At 71.6% G+C, this 7304-nt stretch carries 5 protein-coding genes; 1 reads left to right on the forward strand and 4 read right to left on the reverse strand.

What is annotated here, in order from left to right:
* Window positions 1–3: 3 nt before the first annotated feature.
* Entirely contained in the window at window positions 4–2640 is a 2637-nt protein-coding gene (locus Asi03nite_RS24080; RefSeq protein ID WP_203682711.1) for an MGH1-like glycoside hydrolase domain-containing protein, read from the forward strand.
* A gap of 164 nt (window positions 2641–2804) precedes the next feature.
* Here the strand turns inward: Asi03nite_RS24080 and Asi03nite_RS24085 are convergent, their stop codons facing one another.
* The 4 genes from Asi03nite_RS24085 to Asi03nite_RS24100 all read right to left on the reverse strand — a co-directional run bounded on the left by Asi03nite_RS24085 (window position 2805) and on the right by Asi03nite_RS24100 (window position 7012).
* Complete coding sequence (locus Asi03nite_RS24085) at window positions 2805–3077, reverse strand: hypothetical protein (protein WP_203682712.1); 273 nt, start codon at window positions 3075–3077, stop codon at window positions 2805–2807.
* A gap of 253 nt (window positions 3078–3330) precedes the next feature.
* The gene (locus Asi03nite_RS24090; RefSeq protein WP_203682713.1) at window positions 3331–3909 is read right to left on the reverse strand and encodes a DsbA family protein; all 579 of its coding nucleotides are present in this window, start codon (window positions 3907–3909) and stop codon (window positions 3331–3333) included.
* A 171-nt stretch (window positions 3910–4080) separates the two neighbouring features.
* Window positions 4081–4731 (reverse strand): type IV toxin-antitoxin system AbiEi family antitoxin domain-containing protein, encoded by a 651-nt coding sequence (locus Asi03nite_RS24095; protein WP_203682714.1) that lies wholly within the window; start codon window positions 4729–4731, stop codon window positions 4081–4083.
* A gap of 460 nt (window positions 4732–5191) precedes the next feature.
* Window positions 5192–7012, reverse strand: a complete 1821-nt coding sequence (locus Asi03nite_RS24100) for an anthranilate synthase family protein (protein WP_203682715.1) — start codon at window positions 7010–7012, stop codon at window positions 5192–5194.
* Between the last annotated feature and the right edge of the window lie 292 nt (window positions 7013–7304).

The raw sequence follows: 7304 nt of genomic DNA on the forward strand, positions 1-7304 counted from the left end.
GGGATGGTGAGAACGGACGTGTCGGAGCGGGATCGGCTGGAACAGGCCGACTCCGGCGAGCAGCCGTGGCGCGCCTGGGGTCCCTACCTCTCCGAACGGGCATGGGGCACGGTACGGGAGGACTACAGCGAGCACGGTACGGCGTGGGATTACTTTCCGCACGACCACGCGCGCTCCCGGGCGTACCGCTGGAACGAGGACGGCATGGCCGGGGTCTGCGACGACCGGCAGACGTTCTGCTTCGCGCTCGCGCTCTGGAACGGCAAGGACCCGATCCTCAAGGAGCGGATGTTCGGTCTCGGCGGTGACGGCGGCAACCACGGCGAGGACGCCAAGGACTACTGGTGGTACCAGGACTCCACGCCGACGCACTCGTGGATGCGGTGGCGCTATCACTACCCGCAAGCCGAGTTCCCGTACGACCAGCTGGTGCGGGTCAACGGCCAGCGGTCCCGGACGGAGAGCGAGTACGAGCTCGTCGACACCGGCATCTTCGACCACGACCGGTTCTGGGCCGTCACCGTCGACTACGCCAAGGCCGGCCCGCGCGACATGTGCATCGCGATCACCGTCGCCAACCGCGGCCCGGACCAGGCCACCCTGCACGTGCTGCCCACGCTCTGGTTCCGCAACACCTGGTCGTGGGGCCTGCCGAACCGGCCGGTGCCCTCGCTCACCGGCACGCCGGGCCGGATCGCCGGCCGGCACCGGTCGCTTGGCCACATCACCCTCGACGCCGAGGGCGCGCCGCCGGCGCTGGTCTGCGACAACGAGACGAACGCGCAGCGCCTGTGGGGGCTGCCGGGCCGCAGCCCGTACCCGAAGGACGGGATCAACGACTTCCTGATCTCCGACCTGCCGACGGTGAACCCGAACGGGGTGGGTACGAAGGGGGCGCTGCACTACGAGCTCACCCTGAAACCGGGGGAGACCCGCACGATCCGGCTGCGCCTGGCCCAGACCGACACGCCGGCCCCGCCGCTCGACCTCGGCGCCGAGTGGACCGCGGTGATGCGGGACCGGCTCGCCGAGGCGGACGAGTTCTTCGCCGGCATCATCCCGGCGGCCGCGTCGCCGGAGGAGGCCGCGGTGGCCCGGCAGGGCATCGCCGGGCTGATGTGGGGCAAGCAGTTCTACCACTTCGACGTCAAGCAGTGGCTGCACGGCGACCCGGCCAACTCGCCGCCGCCACCGGGCCGGCGCTACGGGCGCAACAACGGCTGGTGGCACATGAACAGCTTCGACGTGATCAGCATGCCGGACCCGTGGGAATACCCCTGGTACGCGGCGTGGGACCTGGCCTTCCACTGCGTGAGCATCAGCCGCGTCGATCCGGGCTTCGCCAAGTCCCAGCTGCTCCTGCTGCTCCGCGAGTGGTACATGCACCCCAACGGCCAGATCCCGGCGTACGAGTGGTCGTTCGGCGACGTGAACCCGCCCGTGCACGCGTGGGCGGCGCTGCGGGTCTTCGAGATCGACGGCGGCCGTGACTACGACTTCCTCTCCCGGGTGATGCACAAGCTGCTGCTCAACTTCACCTGGTGGGTGAACCGCAAGGACGTCGGCGGCAACAACGTCTTCGAGGGTGGTTTCCTCGGCCTGGACAACGTCGGCCCGTTCGACAGGTCCGCCGCGCTGCCGGTCGCCGGCGTGCTGGAGCAGTCCGACGGCACCGGGTGGATGGCGATGTACGCCCTCAACCTGCTGGACATGGCGATCAACCTGGCGCTGCACGACCGGGCGTACGAGGACATGGCGACCAAGTTCTTCGAGCACTTCACGTACATCGCGGAGGCGGCGTACCGGCAGGGGCTCTGGGACGAGGAGGACAGCTTCTTCTACGACGTGCTGCGCCTGCCCGACGGCCACAAGGTGCCCCTCAAGGCGCGCTCCATCGTCGGCCTGCTGCCGCTCGCCGCGACCACCCGGCTCACCTCGGACACACTGAACCGGTTGCCCGAGGTGAACGCGCGCGTCCGGTGGATGCTGCACAACCAGACCGACTACGGTGACGTGATCAGCGCCCGGCGTCTCGGCGGCGCCGACCGGCGCCGCCAGCGCCTGCTCAGCATGGTGGGCCAGGACCAGCTGCTGCGGATTCTGGCGCGGCTGCTGGACCCCGAGGAGTTCCTTTCGCCGTACGGCCTGCGCACGCTGTCGCGGGCGCACCTGGAGAAACCCTTCACGGTGTCGCTGGGCGGATCCGACTTCACTGTCGGTTACGAGCCGGCGGAGAGCACCAGCGGCCTGTTCGGCGGAAACTCGAACTGGCGCGGCCCGGTCTGGATGCCGGTGAACTATCTGCTGGTGGAGGCTCTGCGCGAGTTCGCCCAGTTCTACGGCGAGGATCTGCGGGTGGAGTACCCGACGGGCTCGCAGACGAAGGTCTCCCTGACCGAGGTGGCCGACGACCTGGCGCGGCGGCTGATCGCCCTGTTCGTCCCGGACGGCTCCGGCCGTCGCCCGATCTACGGCGCGACGGAGCTGTTCCAGGTCCACCCGGACTGGAAGGACCTCGTCGTCTTCCCTGAGTATTTTCACGGGGACAACGGGGCCGGGTTGGGCGCCTGGCACCAGACCGGCTGGAGCGCCCTGGTCGTCGACCTGATCCTGACCCTGCACGACAAGCACCCACGGTGAGGGGCGGCCCGACCGGGCCGCCCGTTGCGTTCCCCTCAGCGCTCGCGTCCCCTCGACGCGCGGCTCTCCGGCATCCGCGTCCGCCTCGGCGACGCGGCTTCCCCGCGTCCGCCTCGGCGACGCCTCTTCTCGGCGCTTACAAAGGCCTCGGCGGACGCGGCCTCTCAGTGCGGCTCGGTCACGATCGCCTCGGCGACGTGGCGCAGTTGCGCGGGGTCGGGGTCGAACCCGGCGGCGATGTCCGGGTGCAGCCCGGCCCTCGCCTGGTCCAGGAGCATCACGGTGACCTGGTCGACGCTCTCCCCGGCATACCGTTGGCGGATCTTGCCCGTCGCGGCCTGGAGAGCCGAGCTGAGCTGATCCTCCAGCGGACCGCGGAGCTTCTCCTCCACCGGGTTGAGCGACTGCGGATCGAGAGTGACGTGCGGTTCGGCCAAGGTGTCCTCCGAAGGTCAACGACGCCGTGCGGATACCCGTCGACCAACTCCCGGTAAACCCGCCGGCACGTGCCAGCGCCCAGCTTTCACCTCCACGATGGAATCTTCTTCGTCACCGCCACCTCAACACCCCTCACCAGCAACAACACGTACCGTGCCAGCTTCGCCGCGCCGCGCCAAGCGCCGTCCGGCCGCCGGGGCACCCTGCGTCCGGACAGCCCCGGGAGCACGGCGCGGGCGCCAGCGGGGCAGGTCAGCCGCGGCCGCGCTTGACCTCGAAGAAGGTGTCGATCCTCATGAGCGCCGCGGTGGCGTCCCAGATGGCCAGGGCCTCGTCGTGGGGCGGCACTTCGCCGATGATCGGGCCGTGCAGGCCGCGTTTCGCGCCGGCCAGGTGCAGGACCGGGGAGCCGATGCCCGGACCGGCCAGGGCCAGCGCGGTCTCGTGCGACTCGCGGACGGCCTCGTCCCAGGCCGGGTCGTCGAGGATCCCGGCGGCCTTCTCCACCCCGGCCGCCTCCGCCGCCTCGGCCACGATGGCGTCGGTGATCGGAGTGCCCGCCTCGTGCGTCCGTTTCCCCAGCTCCGTGTAGAACTTCCCCACCTGCTCGTCCCGCCCGTCCGCACGCAGCGCCTCGACCAGCCGCAGCGCCCGGCTCGACGCGGCCATCATCGGCCGGTACTGCTCCGGGACGTTGCCCCCGTTCAGGATCGACAGGCTGAACGCCCGCCAGCGCAACTCCACCCCGCGCTCCGCGGCGACCGAGATCAGCCACCGCGAGGTGCTCCAGGTGAACGGGCATGCCGGATCGAAGTAGTAGATCGCCTCCATTCCCCGATCCTATGAGCGCCCATGCCCCGGCGCTCTGTGGTTGCGGCTCGCGCCGCTCGAGCGGGGGTCGTGGCCCGTGCCGGTCGAGCGGCCGGCGGTTGCGGCCCGCGCCCGTCACGCGGGGGTCGTGGCTCGTGCCGGTCGAGCGGCCGGCGTTGCGGCCCGCGCCCGTCACGCGGCTTTTCGCGGCGCCGCCGACGCGCTGGGCGGATCCCAGCCCGGAGCGAGCACCGTGCCGGTCAGCAACTGGCGCCGGGACAGGCGGGGGAGACGGGCCAGCACCGGCCGCACCTGCGCCGAACTCACCAGGCGCTGCCGGCGGACCTCGGCCAGCACGATCGTCGCGGCCGCATCGTCCGGCGCCCACTCCACGGCGTCGACCAGGGCGCGGGCCGCCGTGGTGCACGGTGGAGCGACTGTCGGGCAGACATCGGTGCTGCTCAGCCGGCGGGTGCGGTGCACCAGCACGCCGAGCGGCGGGTCGCGGTCGGGGCGGCTGGTGGGCACCAGCACGTGGACCGGGAAGCCCGGACCGGCCCGGCTCAGGCCCAGCGAGCGCAGCGCGGTGACCCCGGCCAGCAGCGCCGGCCGGCCGTTGCCCGCGGCCAGGCTGGCGATCCAGAGGAACTGCCGGTCGGTGACGCTGCCGTGGCGCGTCAGATAGACCCCGCGGTGCATCCGTCTCCACCGGCCGGTCCGCACGCGATGGCGGACCGCCTTGTCGCTGAGGACCCGCCGGGCCTGGTGCCAGGTGATCACGCCGGCCTGGCGGGTCAGGATCGCGTCGAGGAGGTGGGCGCTGCGCGGGTCGATGCCGGTCATGCGTCCATGGTTCCCGCTCTGACCTGCGGTTTCCAGCCCCTGTGGACAACCCGGCGAGGGCTCGCGGCGACCACCAGCAGGCAGCGCCCGGCGAGGGGCGACAGCAGCACACGACGAGCCAGGGCAATGCGGACCGACCGCAGCACACGACGAGCCAGGCAATGCGGACCGACAGCAGCACACGACGAGCCAGGGCAATGCGGACCGACAGCAGCACACGACGGGCGAGGGCAATGCGGACCGGCATCAGCGCGACGGACGAAGGCCGCGCAGGACGGCACGGCGCGACGGGGAAGGCGGCACACGACGGCGACAGCGCGACAGGGAGGGCCGCGCGTGGACGGCACGGCGCGACGGGTGAAGGGCGGTGCGCGAAGGCGGCGGCACGCCGCGGGCAGACAGGGGTCGGTGGTCCAAGGTGAGGCTCTCGATCCCCTTGGACCACCGACGACACTAATCGCTACCCGTTCGCGAGCGGACTAACCACATCGGCGAACAACGGCGGCAGAAGTTCCCGAAGGACATCGATGCCGTCCCGGCTGAGCACCGACTCGGGATGGAACTGCACCCCGGCGAACGACGCCCCCCGCAACGCGTGCACCGCCCCGTCCACCGGATCCCGGGCGATCTCCACCCGGCCGTACCCGGAGTCGATCGAGGAGATCTCGGAGACCGCCGCGAAGCTGGAGTAGAATCCGACCCGCCGGACCGTCCCGAACAGATCGACCTCCCGGGCCAGCCCCTGATACGGAGCGTCCCGCCGCAACAGCGACAACCCGAGGCGCAGGGCCAGGATCTGCTGCCCCAGGCAGACCGTGAACAGCGGGCGTCCGGCCGCGAGCCGTGCCGCCACGAGTTCCCGCATGGCTGTCATCTTCGGCGAGCCGGCGTCCGACGGATCCCCGGGCCCAGGCCCCACCACGAGCAGATCAGTTTCGGGCACCGGCGCCGACCACGGCACGACGGAGACGGCGAGTCCGAGCGCCTTCAGCTGGTGCGCCAGCATCGCCGTGAACGTGTCCTCCCCGTCCACGATCACCGCGCTGCGCCCGGCGAGGGCCGGCACCGCCAGCGCGCCCGGCTCCCGCGAGTCCAGCCAGAACCGCGCGAGGTCGACGTTGCGCGCGGCGAGCACCCGCAACTCCTCCGGACCGGCCGGGGGCGCCGGCTCCGTACGTACCGCAATGGTCGCGGCACCCAAGGCGGCCAGGACGCCGGCGGCCTTGGTGTGGGTCTCCGCCACCTCGCCCGCCGCCGTCGAGTGCCGGACCAGCGTCGCACCCACCGGGACCCGCAGCGTGCCCTGCGGCGTGATCTCCGCGGTCCTGATCAGAATCGGCGCGTCCAGCGTCTGCGAGCCGTCCGGACCGGCCGACATCAGTGCCAGCACGCCCGCGTAGTAGCCCCGCCCGCGCCGCTCGTGCCGTGCGATCACCCGGCACGCGTTCTCGATCGGGCTGCCGGTCACGGTGGGCGCGAACATCGTCTCCCGCAGCACCTCCCGCACGTCCAGCGTGCCGCGCCCGGCGAGCAGGTACTCGGTGTGCGTCAGGTGCGCCATCTGCTTCAGGTACGGCCCGGCCACCTGCCCGCCATGCTCCGCGACGGTGGCCATCATCTTCAGTTCCTCGTCGAGGACCATGTACAGCTCCTCGACCTCCTTCGGGTCCCGGAGGAAGTCGAGCAGCTCACCGGATCCGTGCCGGAACGTCCCGCTGATCGGGTTCATCATCACGATGCCGTCGTTGACGCTGACGTGCCGCTCCGGTGTGGCGCCGACCAGCGTCCGGGTGCCGGTGTGCACCAGGAACGTCCAGTACGTCCCCTGTTCCTGGGCCAGCAGCCGGCCGAACGCGGCCCGCGCGGCGGCCACCGGGTCCCCGTCCACGGAGGCCTCGAACACCCGGTGGATGACGAAGTTGGCGCCCTCGCCGTGTCCGATCTCGTCGCGCAGCACGTCCTCGACGACGGCGCCGTACTCCTCGTCGCTCAGGTCGAACCGCCCGCCGGAGACGCGCAGCTCACCGGCGGGGAAGTCGCTCAGCGGCAGGGTCCGCCGGTCCGAGATCACCAGGCATTCCAGCGGTGCTCCGTCGTCCACGCAGTCGAAGCCGCGTTCCGCGATCTGCCGGTACGGCACGACGGCCAGCACCGGCCGGCCGGGCTCCAGCGGGATGTCGGTGAGTCTCTCGACGGTGATCACCTCACCGTCGAGCACCTCGACGTGATCGGCGCCGTCGCGGTGCAGCAGAGCGAACGGTGCGGTGTTCTTGTCAGGCACGGTTTCCTCGTTCCGGGCCGGGCGACCGCCCGCCGGGTCCGGCCGGAACGAATCGGCCGCCTCGACGAGGCGGCCGCGGAGTGGTTACGCGCGATGTGTGGCCGCCGTCAGGCGGGCCACCACATGTTCGAGCGCGTGTTCATGCCCGGAAGCTTATCGGCGTCGCGGCCGCGTGCGCCACCCGGCGCCGCGTTCCCGCGACGGTGAGGCGTCCGACAAGGGGGAAGAGGCCGGGTTCCGCTGGTCCCGCGCCGATGATGCGGCGGTACGGGCCGGGAGCCGTACCGCCGGG

This window comes from Actinoplanes siamensis (genome assembly GCF_016862395.1).
GTDB classification, from domain to species: Bacteria; Actinomycetota; Actinomycetes; order Mycobacteriales; family Micromonosporaceae; genus Actinoplanes; species Actinoplanes siamensis.

Coding starts and splice junctions, on each gene's coding strand:
- Asi03nite_RS24090 (WP_203682713.1), bottom strand. CDS start 3,909: ATGGAGGCGATCTACTACTTCGATCCGGCATGCCCGTTCACCTGGAGC.
- Asi03nite_RS24095 (WP_203682714.1), bottom strand. CDS start 4,731: ATGACCGGCATCGACCCGCGCAGCGCCCACCTCCTCGACGCGATCCTG.
- Asi03nite_RS24080 (WP_203682711.1), top strand. CDS start 4: ATGGTGAGAACGGACGTGTCGGAGCGGGATCGGCTGGAACAGGCCGAC.